Source organism: Acinetobacter sp. WU_MDCI_Abxc222 (assembly GCF_025514755.1).
Taxonomy (GTDB): domain Bacteria; phylum Pseudomonadota; class Gammaproteobacteria; order Pseudomonadales; family Moraxellaceae; genus Acinetobacter; species Acinetobacter geminorum.
On sequence record NZ_JAHPVG010000003.1, the window covers coordinates 231286 to 247017 of the forward strand.

The window sequence follows — 15732 nt, forward strand, 5'->3', positions numbered from 1 at the left end:
GCATTGAAAATAGGGAGCTATGAACGCTTTTTTTATTAGCTTTTTTTGGCTTTAAATTTGAGCACAACAAATACAATAATTCCGACAACCAATCCCCAAAATGCTGAGCCGATCCCGAAGAATTGAATACCCGAAGCGCTACATAAAAAGGTAAATAATGCAGCTTCACGTTCTTCAATTTGAGCAAAAGCAATCGCAATGTTGTGGCTGATCGTACCAAGTAATGCAATACCCGCTAAAGCTACAATAAAAATATGAGGGAAAGACATTAATAAACTTGTAAGTGTTGCGGCAAACAAACCCATTAAGATGTAGAAAAAACCACAGCTTATACCTGCAATATACCGTTTGCTTGGGTCAGGATGAACTTGGTCGTCTAAGCTTACGGCAGCACTAATCGCAGCAATATTTACGCTATAACAACCAAACGGTGCAAGCACAACTTGGGTTAAACCTGTCCAGCCAATGAGTTGATTCACGTGTGGTTTGTAGCCATAACTTTTGATCATGGCAATACCTGGTAAATATTGAGAAGCCATACTAATCACAAACAGTGGCAGTGCTAAGCCCAAAAGTGCTGACCAGCTAAAGTCAGGGCTAATCCAAACAGGTTTTGCTAAAGACCACTGAATTGTAGGCATATGAAATTCTAAAAAGACAGGACACAGGGCAATACCTGCAATTACGGTAAATACAATGCTATAACGCGGCCATAATCTTTTTGTAATGACATAAATACTAAGTAACGATAAAACGAATGCCCAATCATTTTGTAAACTTGCGAAAAGTGAAATACCAAATTTGAGTAGGACGCCGGCCAGCATGGCACTTGTTAAACTTTGAGGAATGTATGACAGCGCTTTTTGAAAAATACCTGAAAAGCCTAAAATCGCTGTTAGTAAACCACCAACTAAGAAAGCACCAATCGCTTCATTTAAACTATATCCACTACCTGTTGCCATAATTAAAGCAAGACCTGCGGTTGACCACGCCGTCGCTACAGGATATTTAAATTTCCAAGAAAGAATGAGTCCTGATAAGCCAATACCCAAACCCAAAGCCCAAAACCATGAAGTGATTTGTTCAGGTGAAGCACCTAAAGCTTGAGCCGCCTGAATCACTAAAACGGCCGAAACACTAATACCAATGAGAAAGGTAATAAAACCAGCAAATACTGCTGGAATTGAAAAATCTTGAAGAATTTTTTGCATGATACGTGTTCTAAATCCAAGAAAAATTAATAGGCTTCTGCCATTGCTTCCAGTTGGGGTGAATTTAACAATTTTTTTTAAGAAGGTGCTTTCTATTTTTGGGTTAAAAAATAAATAATATTTTTAAATTATTAAATAATGCTATTATTTATTTCATAAATAACAATGGATCAAGAATATTATTTTATGGATGATAAGGCTGAAAATTTGACCCCATTAGAGCTGAAAATTATGCGTGCCTTACAGGAAAATGGGCGTTTAAGTAATGCTGAATTGGCAAAACTAGTAGGTATTAGTACATCATCTTGTTGGAATCATACTCAGCGTCTTTTTAAGATTGGAGCAATCTTGGATGTTCGTGCTCGGATCAATCCCAATACGGTTCAACGTGGTACTGTGGTGTTAGTTGGTGTAGTTTTGGACCGTTCAACTCCTGACAGCTTTCAAGCATTTGAACAAGCGTCGGGTGATTTGGAAAATGTTTTAGAGTGTTATCTGGTGGCGGGAGAAGTCGATTATTTTCTAAAAATTCGTGTTAAAGATTTAGCAGCGTTTAATCGATTTCATAGTGAAAAGATTATTGCCTTACCTGGAGTAAGACAAGTCAGAACTTTTTTTGTACTTAATGAAGTTAAAACAGATGGCATGCTGGACTTTTAGCAGTTCATTATGTTTTAACTTTCTAATGCAAAAGTTATTAGATTAAAATAATTAAATTGTAGAGGTTGCTAGTTTTAAACCAAATCCGAAAAATAGAATTCCGACTAAAAAGATTCCGCTTGCTGCAATTTTATGGTTCTCTTTAAAAAATGCCGAGAGTTTAATTCCAGAGAAGATTAATGCAGTTAAATAACTAAAGCTAATGATCTGTAAAATAATTGCTAAAATTAAAAAGCTTAGAGCGGGGTAGGCATAGTCGGGTTCAACAAATTGAACAAAGAAAGATAGGAAAAATAAAATTGCTTTAGGATTGAGTAAACTAATACTGAGTGCTGTTTTATAAGGATGAATTTTATCTAAAGCGGGTAAATCGGCCATTTCTGGTTGACGTTGATTAAGTTGTTTCCAGCGTTGAATACTGCCTTGTAACAGTTTAAAGCCTAAGTAAGAAAGATAAAGTGCACCTGTTAATTTAAGAATAACAAATACCCATGGGAATGCCTTAAGTAGAGAAGCAGCTCCGAGTACTGTACATAGCATTAAAATAAGGTCACCGGTGAAAATACCGAATGCACCCATATATCCGGTTTTAATCCCGTAGCGCGAAGCGATTGACATCACATAAAGAGAATTGGGTCCGGGCAATAACACAATTAGGAATGTACCAATAATATATGTTGTTAAATCTGTTATGCCGAACACGAGAAACCCAATAAAAAACCGATTTTTGTCATGATAACAAAAATCGGCAATTTTGTATGAAAAGTGCAGTTTTTTAAGATTTTATTTCCGCATCAATTCCAAAAGACTGACGTAACAAAAGGCTTAATTGGTCACGTGCTTTAATAAAGCCATCGACACCACCTTGTAAAAGTTGGAATGCCATTAAGTCATGGTTAAGTTCATCTTTAAAACTTTGCTCATCTTGAGCTGGTCTAACAATGGCTTCTGCTTGTTTTGCTTGAGATGCATCAAGTGCCGCATCAACTGTACGGGTATCTTGCTCAAGCTGGGTAAGTAAGCTTGGCGAGATCGTCAGTAAATCACATCCAGCTAGACCAAGCACTTGATCAATACTACGGAAGCTCGCACCCATCACTTGAGTTGGAATGTTTTGCTGCTTGTAGTAAGTGTAGATTTTCTTAACTGAAACCACACCTGGGTCTTTTTCGATTGGGTAAGCGTCTACACCTTCAGCTTTTTTGTACCAGTCTAAGATACGACCTACAAATGGTGAGATTAAAGTCACTTTTGCATCTGCACACGCTTGGGCTTGATGTAAACCGAAAAGGAGAGTGAGGTTACAAGCAATCCCTTCAGCTTCGAGCACTTTGGCAGCTTGAATACCTTCCCAAGTCGATGCAATTTTAATAAGAATACGTGACTGATCAATACCATAACCTTTGTAAAGTTCACATAATTCATGCGCTTTTTTAATGGTCGCTTCAGTATCATATGAAAGTGCAGCATCAACTTCTGTAGAAACACGGCCTTCAATCAGTTTTAAAATTTCTACACCAAATTTTACAGTTAAAATATCAATGGTTCTTTCGATTAACTCATCGTTGCTATAGCCTTCTTCTTTGGCTTGATAATAAGCATCTTCAATCAGCTCTTTGCTTTCTGGTTGTTCTGCTGCTGCCGTAATCAATGAAGGGTTAGTCGTTGCGTCTAATGGACGGAATTTACGAATTGCATCAAGGTCACTACTGTCGGCAACAACGGTCGTTAATGTTTTTAATTGGTCAAGTGCTGTATGAGTCATTGATATTCAACATCTTCGGTAATAAATCTTATCTTTTCTTTATAGCACAAAGTCTATTCATGCTGTCGATATATCAATTGTTATATTTCAAAGAAAAACGTTTAGGTTCTGCATCTAATTTGAAATATTTTTAAGGTAGTGGTTGCATTCGTTGCTTACGGATATGTTCAATCAAAAATCTAGCAGCGGCACCGAGTTCACTTTCTCGACTCCATACCAAGTCGACATAATATTCAAATCGGGGAGTGAAATCTAATAAATCCAATACCTTAAGTTTATTTTTTAATTCAGGATTTTCTTTAAACATTTCTTGAGGAAGTACACCCCAACCTAAATTGCGCAAGATCATTAAACAAGCAGAGTGGTGGTTGTCGGTGCGCCAATAGTGTTTTGAAAATAATAATTCTGGTTTTAAAGTCTCATCTCGGCTTGCAACTACTATTTGTCGTGTAGTGAGAATCTGCTCATAAGAAACCTGATTTTGGCTTGCGAGAGGATGGCTATTTGAAATAACTGGAATTAAAGCCTCACGTTTAAGCTCTACAAATTGTTCTCTGTTATCTAGATGCTCACGTTCAAACATCAGTGCAAGTTGTGCAGACCCATCTAATAACATTTGCAGAGCATCTTCTTGTGGAGCAGACACAATATTAATTTGTAGGTCAGGGAAACGACTCTCTAAAAGACAAATATAGTCGGTCCAATTGGTATGTAAAAGTTCAGACACAATCACAATAGTTAAATTAGCTTCTAACCCTGTACTTAAGGCGTGAGCATGCTGTTTCCATTGATTCATCTCAATCAAAAGCTGAGAGGTCTTTTCATATAAAACCCGTGCTTCATCAGTAGGGATAGGTTCGCGGCCTTTACGGTCAAATAAAGTTAAGTCCAAATCAATTTCTAAGTTGGCAATAGACATGCTGACAGCCGAAGGAACTTTGCCAAGTTTACGGGCTGCTGCAGAAAAAGAGCCGGTCTCAATCACGGCTTGAAACATGAGTAGTTGTTCTTGATTAATGTTCATCTGTCAAAAAAACTGAAAGAACCTGATTGGATTAATCAATATTATAAAAATAAAATGCACATTATCCAAGTTATTATTGAGTATTTAAAAATGTTGATTTCCAAGAGAAGACTCATTCATGCAATCAGTTATGAAGGAATTTTATTGGTCATCATTGCGATTGCATTAAGTTTTATTTTTGATATGCCGATGGAAGTAACAGGAATACTCGGTGTGTTTATGGCAGTGGTTTCAGTTTTCTGGAACATGATTTTTAACCACTATTTTGAAAAAGTAGAGCATAAATATAATTGGGAAAGAACGATCCCTGTACGGATTTTACATGCGATTGGTTTTGAAGGTGGGTTGTTGCTTGCAACAGTACCGATGATTGCCTATATGCTCCAGATGAGTGTCATTGATGCATTTATTTTAGACATTGGCTTAACTTTATGTATTTTGGTTTATACCTTTATTTTCCAGTGGTGCTATGACCATATTGAAGATAAATTTTTCCCAGATGCAAAAGCTGCATCACTTCATTAAGCCAATATACTGAAATGAAAATAAGCACCCAAATGGGTGCTTATTTTATTAGGTCGATAAATAGAAATTATTTTTCTACAATCGCAACCACACCTTCACCACCTGCTGTACAGATAGAGATTAATGCACGGCCTGAACCTTTTTCATTAATCAATTTAGCAGCAGTTGCTAAGATACGACCACCAGTTGCAGCAAATGGATGGCCTGCACCTAAAGATGAACCATTTACGTTTAGTTTAGAGCGGTCAATTGAACCCAAAGGTGCGTCTAAACCAAGACGTTCTTTACAGAATTTTTCATCTTCCCAAGCTTTCAAAGTAGATAACACTTGAGATGCGAATGCTTCATGAATTTCGTAGAAATCGAAATCTTGAAGTTTAAGGTTAGCACGCTTAAGCATACGAGGTACTGCATAAGCAGGAGCCATTAACAAACCTTCTTTAGGGCCGCTCTTACCAATAAAGTCAACAGCTGCTGTTTCAGAGAAAGAAAGATAAGCTAAAACTTCATGACCGTTTTCTTTTGCCCATTCTTCAGAAGCAAGCAATACAACAGAAGCACCGTCAGTTAACGGAGTTGAGTTACCTGCTGTCATTGTTGCAGTTTCGCCTTTACCGAAAACTGGTTTTAATTTAGCAAGTTTTTCAACTGTACTGTCAGGACGTAAGTTGTTGTCACGGTTAAGACCTAAGAATGGAGTCATTAAGTCATCAAAGAAACCACGCTCATAAGCAGCAGCAAGTTTTTGATGGCTGCTTGCAGCTAGCTCGTCTTGTGCTTCGCGAGTGATACCCCATTCTAAAGCAGTGATTGCTTGGTGCTCACCCATTGAAAGGCCAGTACGCGGTTCACCGTTGCTTGGTGCATCAAGAAGCTTCTTAAAATCAATTTTTGTTAAAGCTTTAAGGCGGTCTTTACCTGTTTTAGCTACATTGAGCTCAAGTAAAACTTTACGTAAACCATCACCTACAGCGATTGGTGCATCAGAAGTTGTGTCTACACCACCTGCAATACCTACATCGATTTGACCAAGCGCAATTTTGTTTGCAACTACAAACGCTGCTTGTAAACCTGTACCACAAGCAATTTGAATGTCATAAGCAGGAGTTTCAGGAGCAAGATCTGTGCTCAATACAACTTCGCGAGTCATATTAAAGTCACGGCTGTGTTTTAATACAGCACCAGCAACGACTTCACCAATACGCTTACCTTGTAAGTTAAAGCGTTCAACCAAACCATTCAATGCTGCTGTCAGCATGTCAGAATTTGACGCTTTGAAATAAGCAGTATTTGAACGTGCAAATGGAATACGGTTGCCACCAATAATTGCAACGCGGCGAACAGTGTTTTGGCTCATGGTTTTATCCTGTTGAACAGAAGTTTTGGTTTTTGTTGCTTTTGGTGCTGCAGCTACATTTGAAGATGTAGACGAGGTTTCTGAAGCAGCGCTCTTGGTACGAGGGCTACGTGCAGGTGCAGTCGTTGAACGAGTACGTGTCGTTTTTGATGTATTAGTTGCTGCTTTAGGAGTAGTGCTGTTACGCTTAGCCGTGTTAGAAGCCGACTTTGATGTATTTGACACTTTTTCCTGAGCAGAATTCTCGACTGCTGGATTTTCTTGAGTTGTTTTGCTCATAAGGCTTTTCCAAGCATAATAACGATATTCTTGTAAGCTACCTTAACACAATTCAAATAGACCTGTATTGACTAGAATGACATTGTAGATAGCATTCAGGTCAAGACATCCAAAGATGAAGTCAAGTATGATTTGGAGTAACTCTAATGAACGACTGCTTTCATATTGTTTCTATCCATCTCATAACATAATGAAGCCTGTCGTAGAAAATTCATTTCTTTGAGAGATAATAATCATGACTGATCAATACCAAGCATTTACACAATCTCCTATTGGTAAATTCGTTGTTAAAAATCTGGGTTTACCATCGCCAGTTGTATTAGAGCGTTTTGAAAGTGCTCAGCCAGTAGTGAATGGTGCAGTATTGGTTGGCGCAGCGCCGTCAAGTGTATTGTCTGGTGCGATTGCACAAGTACTTAGCAATGTTCATGCAGATAGCTATGTAGGCAATAACGTTGCTTTGCAACAAGAAGCTGCAAAAGTTGGTTTAAATTTACGTCCATTCAATGCAGGCGATAAAGAATCAAAATTCAAAGCAGTTGTATTTGATGCATCTGGTATTCAAAACTCAGAACAGTTAAATGAACTTTATAAATTCTTTAACCCGATTGCACGTCAAGTTGCGACTTCTGGTCGAGTGATTGTGATTGGTACAACTCCTGAAACTGCGAAAACTGTAAAACAAGCGATTGCTCAGCGTGCACTTGAAGGCTTTATCAAATCTGTAGGTAAAGAATTTAAAAAGGGTATTACCGCTCAAGTTGTTTATGTAGATGAAGGTGCTGCTGCAAACCTTGAATCAACATTACGTTTCTTACTTTCACCACGTTCAGCTTATGTATCTGGTCAAGTGATTCGTGTATCTAAAGCAGATGTAGTGGATGTTGATTGGGCAAAACCGCTTGCTGGTAAAACTGCGTTAGTAACTGGTGCAAGCCGAGGTATTGGTGAGGCAATTGCACATGTGTTGGCACGTGATGGTGCGCATGTTATTTGTCTAGACGTACCACAACAACAAGCTGACCTTGACCGTGTAGCTGCTGACATTGGCGGTTCTACATTGGCAATTGACATTACAGCTGCCGATGCAGGTGAAAAAATTAAAGCTGCTGCAGCAAAACAAGGCGGGTTAGATATTATTGTTCATAACGCAGGTATTACACGTGACAAAACTTTGGCAAACATGAAGCCAGAGCTTTGGGACTTGGTAATTAACATTAACTTGTCTGCTGCTGAACGTGTAAATGACTACTTGTTAGAAAACGATGGTCTAAATGCAAATGGCCGTATTGTTTGTGTATCATCAATTAGTGGTATTGCTGGTAACCTTGGTCAAACGAACTATGCTGCGTCAAAAGCTGGTGTGATTGGTCTAGTGAAATTTACTGCGCCTATCTTAAAAAATGGTATTACCATTAACGCAGTAGCACCTGGTTTTATCGAGACTCAAATGACTGCTGCGATTCCATTTGCAATTCGCGAAGCTGGTCGCCGTATGAACTCAATGCAACAAGGTGGTTTACCTGTTGATGTAGCAGAAACGATTGCATGGTTTGCATCAACTGCTTCTACAGGGGTAAATGGCAACGTTGTGCGTGTATGTGGTCAAAGCTTGTTGGGCGCTTAAGCACTTTTAGCTAAATAGGGGTGCTTGTGCATCCCTTTTTTATTCAAGAATCTATAAATTATAAAAGGTTAGGTATGAATACTCGTCATTTTAGCCAGCTACCAAAAGCGGCATTGGCTTATCCAAAAGTTGTGCAAGGTTTAATTTTTAAAAAGCCGAAAGGTCCAAAAATATTACCGCAAGTTGAATATGTGGTAGATACTTTAGAAATTGATCAGAATCACCTCAAAGCTTATAACGAAGTATGTGGCTTTCAAAATAATGGCTTTGTACCCGCAATTTATTTGGCGGTGCTTTCTCAAAGTTTGCAAATGCACATGATGACAGCAGAAGCCTTTCCATTTCCAATTTTAGGTTTAGTGCATATCCGTAACCAGATTAAACAAACCAGACCAATTGGTGTAACTGAAAAACTCACTCTGTCATGTAAATTTGGGGAACTAAAACCGCATGATAAAGGTGTTCAGTTTGACTTTATTACCACGGCAAAAGTTGGCAGTGAAGTGGTGATGGAAGGTTTAACGACTTATTTATCTCGCCAAAAAGTCGAGAAAAGAGTAGGTGAGAAAGCCAAAGAAGAACAAGCACCAGCTTATGTTCCAAAGGCAGAGTGGAATATTTTAGAAAACACAGGTCGCCGTTATGCGAAAGTGTCTGGTGATTTTAATTTAATTCACATTCATGCCATTACTGCAAAAGCATTTGGCTTTAAGCAAGCCATTGCGCATGGTATGTGGAGCAAAGCTAAAGCATTAGCAAACCTTGAATTACCAGATGCTTATGAAGCAGATGTGTGGTTTAAGCTGCCAATGTTCTTGCCATCAAAAGTTGAGTTTTTAACTGCCAATACAGATAAAAAGACTGATTTCTTGATTCGTAATGCCAAATCACAAAAACCGCATGTTGCAGGAACTGTAAAAGCGTTATAAAAATATCAGCAGCCTGAACAGAGGTTTGGGCTGCTTTTGAGCAAAATAACAAAAAATGCAAGGAACTTCATGTGATTAAAGAGATTTTACTGGCCGATACCCATAACTATCATGGTATTTTGGATGAACGTTTTATTGATTTAGCACACCAGTTTAGCCGTCTTCAAGATGCTAGAACGGGACAAGGTGGAGCTGCTTTAGCGGTTTATTTTAGAGGTCAGAAAGTTGTAGATATCTACACCGGTCTAAAATCACAAACTGAAGCTTGGCAACCTGATACATTGGCAGTTTGCTATTCTACAGGTAAGGGCATACTTGCAACTTTAGCGCATATTTTAGTAAGTGAAGGTTTTTTAGAATACGACAAACCAATTTCGACTTATTGGCCTGAGTTTGCTCAAAATGGAAAAGAGCAAATGACATTGCGTCATGTGCTAAGCCATCAAAGCGGCATGTTTGATGTGCGAAATATCATCGAAAGTGCGCGAGAAATGCTCGACTGGTCACATATGTTAGATGTGGTCGCGGCGACTAAGCCAAGATTCCTTGCAGGAGAGGGTAATGCTTATCAAGCTTTAACATTTGGTTGGCTTGTGGGTGGTGTACTTGAAAAAGCAACTGGTCAATCTTTAGATCAACTCATGCGCAATTATCTTGTTGAACCGTTACAGTTAGATGGAGCATATTTTGGAACGCCTGCAAATGAGTTGGAACGTGTAGCACGTTTAATAATTCAACCAAAACCAGAAAAACCAGCGTCTACTCAAGTTGAAAAACCTAAAAAGCCACAGAAGCGCAAGAGCTCACTCTCTGAAAAAATGATTACTTGGACTGGACAAGACCCTCAAGATTTTCAAGATGCAATGATTCCAAAAGGAATGAAACATCTTAGTTTCTTTAGTGACGAGGGGTTGCAAGCAGTCATTCCAGCAGCAAACGGCACATTTACTGCAAATAGTCTTGCTAAAATTTATGCGATGCTGGCAAATCAAGGTGAATGGGACGGACAGCAAATCATTCGCCCAGAAGTATTTAAAGAGCTTAGTACCATTCAAAGTTATGCACGTGATCGTGTTATGCCAATTCCGATGAATTGGCGTTTAGGCTATCACCGTATTATTACTATGGGTAAACGCGCTAAAAATGGCTTTGGACACATTGGTTACAATGGTTCAGGCGCATGGTGTGACCCTGAGCGCGACCTGAGTTTTGCCTATACTCATAACTTCCAAATTGGTTCAATCACAGGCGATTATCGTTTGTGGGGCCTGACTCAAGAAGCCTTACGTTGTACCGATCAAATTTTAAAAGGTCGTAAAGGCTGGTTCTAATTTTAGTATTTTAAAGCTGGCATTCTAATCAATGCCAGCTTATACATTTATAACAATTCTAGGCGAATAATCGCTTCGGTATGGCGTTTGAAATCTTCCTCAGCTAAACCTTGTAAACCAAGTTTATAAATACCTTCTAAGCCACAAACAAAGGCAATGAGTCGCCATGCAATGTCTGTGGAATTTGATCTGTTTTTAAGTTCGCCTTCTTTCTGACCACACTCAATCGCTTGCACAATCGTTTGATGCCAATTCTGCATAGCAAGGTTATAAGCCTTTCGTATTTCAACATCTTGTTCAATCAAGAGTTCAGCTTCATTCCATAAACGTAAGTAGGGCTGAAGTCTATCGATGTTTTCTGCGCCTAATAAGATGAATAGCCTTTGAAATTGGCTAGTTGTTTCTAGGGTTTTTTCAATTTCATCAAGCTGTTCCATCAGCTGTAAAAAAGCTTCAGCTTTTAAATGAGATGCCGAAGAGAAATGGTGATGAACTTGTCCGGTTGAGGTTTGTGCCTCCGTTGCGATTCTACGTACCGTCATGGCAGTAAAACCTTCAGCCAAAGCAACTTGCATGGCAGCTTGCAGAATCATTTCTCTGCGTTGATCGCGATTAAGATAGGCCATGTTTCTTTCACCTGACTGAATTCGACACAAATTACATTAAAACTAAAAGTTGGACAAGTGTCCAATTGTGTATATAATAACCATGATTTGAACACATGTCCAAGTTTTGGATATTGAAGAGCGTTATGCAAAAAAAATGGTTAATCCTGACAATTATCGTCCTTATTTATTTACCCGTTACGATTGATGCAACGGTGATGCATGTTGCAACACCATCTTTAAGTGCAGCATTGAATTTAACTGCCAATCAGCTTTTATGGGTCATTGATATTTATTCACTGATTATGGCGGGTTTGATTTTACCGATGGGTGCACTCGGTGATCGTATCGGCTTTAAAAAATTATTATTTATTGGAACCGCAGTTTTTGGTGTTGGTTCGTTAGCTGCGGCTTTTTCTCCAACTGCCTATGCCTTAATTGCTTCTCGTGCTGTCTTAGGGCTAGGGGCAGCCATGCTTATTCCTGCCACTTTATCCGGCATCCGTAATGCCTTTACCGAAGAAAAGCAGAGAAATTTTGCACTTGGTCTTTGGTCTACAGTGGGTGGTGGCGGAGCAGCTTTTGGTCCATTAGTGGGTGGGTTTGTGTTGGAACACTTCCATTGGGGAGCTGTATTCCTCATCAATATCCCGATTATTTTAGTGGTTCTGGTTATGATTGTAATGATCATTCCTAAACAACAAGAGAAGACTGATCAGCCAATTAATTTAGGACAAGCTTTAATCTTGGTTGTAGCCATTTTAAGCCTGATCTATTCAATCAAATCGGCGATGTACAACTTCTCGGTACTTACAGTCGTGATGTTTGTGGTAGGCATAAGTACTTTAATCCACTTCATTCGAAGCCAAAAAAGAGCTACGACGCCAATGATTGATCTAGAGTTATTTAAACATCCAGTGATTTCTACCAGCATTGTTATGGCTGTTGTTTCCATGATTGCTTTGGTTGGCTTTGAATTACTCTTGTCTCAAGAGTTGCAGTTTGTACATGGGTTTTCACCATTACAGGCAGCCATGTTTATAATTCCATTCATGATTGCGATTAGTTTAGGTGGTCCATTAGCCGGAATTTGTTTAAATAAATGGGGGCTTAGACTTGTATCTACTGTTGGTATTTTAATAAGTGGATTCAGTCTCTGGGGGCTTGCCCAGCTTAACTTTTCGACCGATCACTTTTTAGCATGGACATGTATGGTCTTTTTAGGATTTAGCATTGAAATTGCCTTACTTGCTTCAACTGCTGCGATTATGTCATCTGTACCTCCGCAAAAGGCGAGTGCAGCAGGTGCTATTGAAGGGATGGCTTATGAGCTTGGGGCTGGTTTGGGCGTTGCTATATTTGGGTTAATGTTATCTTGGTTTTATAGCCGCTCAATTGTTTTGCCAGCCGAGCTTCCGTCAAACTTAATTGAAAAAGCGAGTATCTCGATTGGTGAAACCATGCAATTAGCCTCTAACCTTGAAAATCCTTTAGGAGGGCAATTAATTGCAGTTGCGCAGCAAGCTTTTAGCTATGCGCATAGTTGGGTGCTTACTGTCTCAGCTATTTGTTTCTTCCTTTTAACTGTATTTGTCTGGTTTAGCTTTCCAAAGAAAGTAAATTAAAACTAAAGGATAAAAAGAGAGACTACCTTTCTTTTTATCCTTAAATATCTTTTTAATATTTTCTACATATTAAAAATTGGTTATTTAATTCTCATAAACAAACTATTCTTTAAAAAGGTTCATATTTTTATTTCAAAATGATTCAGTAGTCATGTAATTGAAATTTAATAAAAAATTAATTGTTGTGAAATTGACTGCGTAAAAATGGTTTGCTAACCTGCTATTCGAAAAATCTAAAAACAAATAAAAGAGGCTGCTGTGAATTTTAAATTAAAAACATCACTCATTATTGGAGCAATTGTTGCATCTTCACTTGTATATGCCGCAACTGTACTTTCACCAAATCAGAATAATAATAGTGGATCAATTCCATCCGGTTATTCAGATTTAGAATTTAATCTAGCAAATGGGAATTGGGTCAAAAACCTTACTTTACCAACAAGCGCTAATAATTTGGACAAAATTACAATTCGTTCTAGTGCTGCTTATAGTAGTTATTTAGATACTTCTAATACCAATATTCCGTTAGAAGTATTAAAGATAAATAGTGGAGATGTTTATCAATTCATCTTTAATAGCAGTCAAAATAAATGGATCGCTCAGTTAGCGACTGTGAGTCCTACTAATGGTGCGACCTATGAAGTCGTTCCATTAACAACTGCATCTATGCAAAAAGTAATCATTCAAAATGACAAATGGGCACAAACCATTGCTTTACCGAGTGACGTACGTGATGGAACAACCGTACAAGTTGTTTCTACAGCAAGTACAAGCTCGGACATCGATAAAACAAACTTACTATTCCCGAGCAGTTTTATATTAAAAAATGGCTCTGAATATTGGTTTAAATATTATTCTGCTTTAGGAAAATGGGTTCCAGAATATATAAAACCACAGAAGCGAAATGTTCAGCAAATTGGAACATCTTTAGCGGCAGTAAATAGTCCACTTACCGAAGTTTCATTTGGAGATGGAAATTGGGTTTCCAATTTCACTTTGCCGACCACTGCAAGTGATAGGGATAGAATTATTATCAAGTCTACAGCGACTTGGTCTGCAAAAATTAATAATACCAATATTAATAGCCAAGCGACTTTAACGCTTAAAACAGGTGATCAATATGAGTTTATGTATGTAAGTGACAAAGGATATTGGCAGCTGATCTCTTCACCAACAAAGGTGATTGATTCTACAGCAACAATCCCTGCAACTTTACCGAATATGACTCAGCCCACTTTAAAGGTGAAACTGTCTACATCAAATTGGCAGCCGACCTTGCAGCTACCTGCTAAAGCTCAAGTCGGCGATAAAGTTGTTATTGTGTCTAATGCATCGGCAGACACCTATATTAATGCCGCTAATGGCTTGTCTACTGCAATTAAAAATGGTGAAAATCGCCGTTTTATTTACACCGCTCAAGGCTGGACAGTAGATAGTTATACAATTGATATGTTGTTGGTTTCTAGCCCAGAGGTAAACTCAATTTTAGGAGAAAGCGCTGCAAAACTTAGAATGATTGAAGGCGTAAATTTAACGAATTTAACTGCTGAAAATTCGAATGCGCGTTTTTACTTAAGAGATGTAGGTTACCTAACTTACAAAATTCCTGCTGCCACGTTAAAAGAAGCAATCTCTATTGGACGAGATGACACGACGGTACAAAATGAGCGAAAACGTGTATTGGCAGACGGTGTCTATTATCAAGGTAATGAACCAGGTGATGGCGGTTGTGGTTGGGCTTGGATTAATGCTTCTGCATATAACATGATTGGCGCAAATGATATTGCAGGTTGTTCTTTCGCGGCCATGCGTCATGAAGTCGGGCACAATCTTGGTCTGTACCATAATGGTTCAACTAATATTGGCTCAGGTTTTGCCCATCCGTTAGGAAGTACTGCAATGGGTGGCAATAATATTAATTTCTATTCGAGTCCATATCTATACAACCCGAAATATGGTGTACGTTTAGGTGTAGAAGGAAAAATTGATGCGGTCAGTGTTATTAACCTGAATGCACTGAAAATTTCTCTATATAACTAATTTCTATTTTTAGCTCTAAATAATGAAGAAAAATAAATTGTTAATAGGAACTGCTATCGCTTGTGTGGCGTTAGCAGTTTTAATCTGGTTTGCCTTTTCACAGCAAAGCTCTTCTGCTTTAACGTCGTCTTCAGAAAATGGGCAAGGGACTGGGCAAAAACTGGCAGATAATCAGAATGAATTGGCTCGTCAAAATATACTGAATTTGAGTCCGTCCGAAAAAGAAAGATTGTCTCAGCAACAGATTATTTTTAATGAAATAGAAAAGGATCAACTACCTTCTAATGTTAATTTTCCACTAATTAAAAATGCAGAAGGTATGGTCATTAAATATGATCCAAATGTGATTGAGCTTAAAAAAGTGGGTGACACTGTTAAGTTTCAAATGTTGGAATATGGCATTAATCGCACGGGTAAAATTGTAGAGATCGAACCTGTTGACCAAGATATTGTTCGGTGGACCGGTAAATTTGATCAGGGCGATCCGAATCAAAATTTCTTTACCATTACTCAAAGTCAAAAAGACCACTATACAATCATGCAAATTTTTACCGAGAAGGGGAATTATTCGGCTGAAATTAAGGATGGTGTGGGGCTCGTGCAAACGATGGATGAGGGTGTTACAGATCAGGAGTTACACCATGATCATCCTTAGACAAATAAACGGCTCTGGTAGAGAAAAGAAGCCAGTTCGCAGTTTATCTGTACGGATATGAGCTTTATGCGTTCACACTCTTTTAAAAACAAAGTATGC

General features: G+C 38.5%; 14 protein-coding genes. 8 read left to right on the forward strand and 6 right to left on the reverse strand.

The window, feature by feature from the left end; genetic code table 11:
• Nucleotides 1–35: 35 nt before the first annotated feature.
• A complete protein-coding gene (locus KTJ10_RS07050) occupies nucleotides 36–1211 on the reverse strand; it encodes a benzoate/H(+) symporter BenE family transporter (RefSeq protein WP_069124260.1) in 1176 nt (391 codons plus the stop codon).
• A gap of 186 nt (nucleotides 1212–1397) precedes the next feature.
• On the opposite strand from KTJ10_RS07050, the gene KTJ10_RS07055 reads away from it, so the two are divergent.
• The gene (locus KTJ10_RS07055) at nucleotides 1398–1871 is read left to right on the forward strand and encodes an Lrp/AsnC family transcriptional regulator (RefSeq protein WP_033847389.1); all 474 of its coding nucleotides are present in this window, start codon (nucleotides 1398–1400) and stop codon (nucleotides 1869–1871) included.
• Between the two features lie 51 nt (nucleotides 1872–1922).
• Here the strand turns inward: KTJ10_RS07055 and leuE are convergent, their stop codons facing one another.
• The 3 genes from leuE to KTJ10_RS07070 form a co-directional block, all read right to left on the reverse strand.
• The gene (gene leuE / locus KTJ10_RS07060) at nucleotides 1923–2573 is read right to left on the reverse strand and encodes a leucine efflux protein LeuE (protein WP_075384140.1); all 651 of its coding nucleotides are present in this window, start codon (nucleotides 2571–2573) and stop codon (nucleotides 1923–1925) included.
• 73 nt (nucleotides 2574–2646) lie between these two features.
• Nucleotides 2647–3636 (reverse strand): transaldolase, encoded by a 990-nt coding sequence (tal, locus tag KTJ10_RS07065; RefSeq protein WP_017387331.1) that lies wholly within the window; start codon nucleotides 3634–3636, stop codon nucleotides 2647–2649.
• A 130-nt stretch (nucleotides 3637–3766) separates the two neighbouring features.
• Complete coding sequence (locus KTJ10_RS07070) at nucleotides 3767–4660, reverse strand: LysR family transcriptional regulator (RefSeq protein ID WP_199112801.1); 894 nt, start codon at nucleotides 4658–4660, stop codon at nucleotides 3767–3769.
• 90 nt (nucleotides 4661–4750) lie between these two features.
• Between KTJ10_RS07070 and aceI the strand changes: the two genes are divergently transcribed.
• Nucleotides 4751–5185 (forward strand): chlorhexidine efflux PACE transporter AceI, encoded by a 435-nt coding sequence (gene aceI / locus KTJ10_RS07075; protein WP_262441675.1) that lies wholly within the window; start codon nucleotides 4751–4753, stop codon nucleotides 5183–5185.
• A 67-nt stretch (nucleotides 5186–5252) separates the two neighbouring features.
• Here the strand turns inward: aceI and KTJ10_RS07080 are convergent, their stop codons facing one another.
• Nucleotides 5253–6821, reverse strand: coding sequence for an acetyl-CoA C-acetyltransferase (locus KTJ10_RS07080; protein WP_199112799.1), 1569 nt, complete (start codon nucleotides 6819–6821; stop codon nucleotides 5253–5255).
• Nucleotides 6822–7056: 235 nt separating this feature from the next.
• Here KTJ10_RS07080 and KTJ10_RS07085 point away from each other — a divergent pair, with 235 nt between their 5' ends.
• From KTJ10_RS07085 to KTJ10_RS07095, 3 genes are all read left to right on the forward strand, one after another.
• Nucleotides 7057–8448, forward strand: coding sequence for a 3-oxoacyl-ACP reductase (locus KTJ10_RS07085; protein WP_016145715.1), 1392 nt, complete (start codon nucleotides 7057–7059; stop codon nucleotides 8446–8448).
• Between the two features lie 74 nt (nucleotides 8449–8522).
• Entirely contained in the window at nucleotides 8523–9377 is an 855-nt protein-coding gene (locus tag KTJ10_RS07090; protein ID WP_262441676.1) for a MaoC/PaaZ C-terminal domain-containing protein, read from the forward strand.
• A 71-nt stretch (nucleotides 9378–9448) separates the two neighbouring features.
• Nucleotides 9449–10708, forward strand: a complete 1260-nt coding sequence (locus KTJ10_RS07095) for a serine hydrolase domain-containing protein (protein ID WP_262441677.1) — start codon at nucleotides 9449–9451, stop codon at nucleotides 10706–10708.
• Between the two features lie 47 nt (nucleotides 10709–10755).
• On the opposite strand, the gene KTJ10_RS07100 is transcribed toward KTJ10_RS07095, so the two are convergent.
• Nucleotides 10756–11334: a TetR family transcriptional regulator gene (locus KTJ10_RS07100; RefSeq protein ID WP_262441678.1), complete on the reverse strand. Its 579-nt coding sequence runs from the start codon at nucleotides 11332–11334 to the stop codon at nucleotides 10756–10758.
• Nucleotides 11335–11459: 125 nt separating this feature from the next.
• On the opposite strand from KTJ10_RS07100, the gene amvA reads away from it, so the two are divergent.
• The 3 genes from amvA (at nucleotide 11460) to cpaB (ending at nucleotide 15633) form a co-directional block, all read left to right on the forward strand.
• Entirely contained in the window at nucleotides 11460–12938 is a 1479-nt protein-coding gene (gene amvA, locus KTJ10_RS07105) for a multidrug efflux MFS transporter AmvA (RefSeq protein WP_262441679.1), read from the forward strand.
• 258 nt (nucleotides 12939–13196) lie between these two features.
• Entirely contained in the window at nucleotides 13197–14978 is a 1782-nt protein-coding gene (gene cpaA, locus KTJ10_RS07110; protein ID WP_130119961.1) for a metalloendopeptidase CpaA, read from the forward strand.
• 22 nt (nucleotides 14979–15000) lie between these two features.
• Nucleotides 15001–15633 (forward strand): metalloprotease secretion chaperone CpaB, encoded by a 633-nt coding sequence (gene cpaB, locus KTJ10_RS07115; RefSeq protein WP_130119962.1) that lies wholly within the window; start codon nucleotides 15001–15003, stop codon nucleotides 15631–15633.
• Nucleotides 15634–15732 lie beyond the last annotated feature (99 nt).